The following is a 1,083-nucleotide window of genomic DNA, read 5'->3' on the forward strand; positions in this document are numbered from 1 at the left end:
CATCGTGACGAAGGCCGTGGACTAGCGCGTTATTGTTTAAGCATGATCTTTTCGGAAAACCGCTTCACACTTTTCCGGATCATGCTCTAGAAGCACGACGCCATCGTCCGCACCGCCGTGCTGATCTCATTCTCGCGCCAGGCCGCGAAGCCGAGCAGCAGGCCTTGGTCGCGTGGACGGCCGAGCGCCAGGCTGGACAGGGCCCGTGTTTCGACGCCTGCCTCGACCAGCCGTTGCACCGCCGCCCGATCGGTGCGACCGCGCTTGAGGCGGGCGACAAGCTGGATGCCGCCCGAGGGCACTTCGGCGGAGAGAACTTCGCCCAGATGGCGCTCCAGTCCCTCGACGAGGTGATCGCGGCGCGCGTGATAGAGCCGCCGCATCCGGCGCAGATGCGCGAGAAAATGCCCGTCGGCGATGAACTCCGCCAGCGCTTCCTGGATGTGGCTGGAGGCGATCAGCCCGATGTGCCGCTGTGCGATCTCCAGGGTGCCGACCAGCCCTGGTGGCGCGACGACATAGCCGAGCCGGATATCCGACGTCATCGCCTTCGAAAACGTTCCGACATAGAACACGCGGCCATGGGCATCGAGCCCCTGCAAGGCCGGCACCGGCCGGCTGTCATAATGGAATTCGCCGTCGTAATCGTCTTCGACGACCCAGGTCTCGCCTGGCCTGCTCATGCCCAAGAATTCGGTGCGGCGCGCGAGCGACATCAACCGCCCGGTCGGGTGCTGGTGCGATGGCGTCATGAAGATGAGCTTTGGCGCGGCCATGCCGGGCATCCGCTGCATGCCCTGCTCGTCCAGCTTCATCCCCATCACGCGCGCGCCGGAGGCACGAAAGGCTGCCGCAGCACCGGGATAGCCGGGATCCTCGACCCAGACGTCGTCGCCGGGCGTGATGAGAGCGGCCGCAATCAGGGTCAGCGCGGCCTGCGCGGTCGGCAGGATCAGGATCTGGTCTGCGGTGGCGCGGACGCCCCTGCTGGCGGCCAGATAATGCGCCAGCGCCTGGCGCAGACGCGTCCGGTTGACCGGTCCAAGCTCGCGCTTGGCTGCGCGCACCGCGCTGCGGCGCAGG

1 protein-coding gene is annotated in these 1,083 nt (G+C 66.9%); it reads right to left on the bottom strand.

The window, feature by feature from the left end:
* Nucleotides 1-86: 86 nt before the first annotated feature.
* Nucleotides 87-1,083, bottom strand: a 997-nt coding sequence (locus OWC48_RS45915) for a PLP-dependent aminotransferase family protein (protein WP_282525913.1), incomplete at its 5' end; no start/stop codon positions are given.

The organism is Bradyrhizobium sp. Arg816 (genome assembly GCF_029989365.1).
In the GTDB taxonomy this organism is placed as follows: Bacteria; Pseudomonadota; Alphaproteobacteria; order Rhizobiales; family Xanthobacteraceae; genus Bradyrhizobium.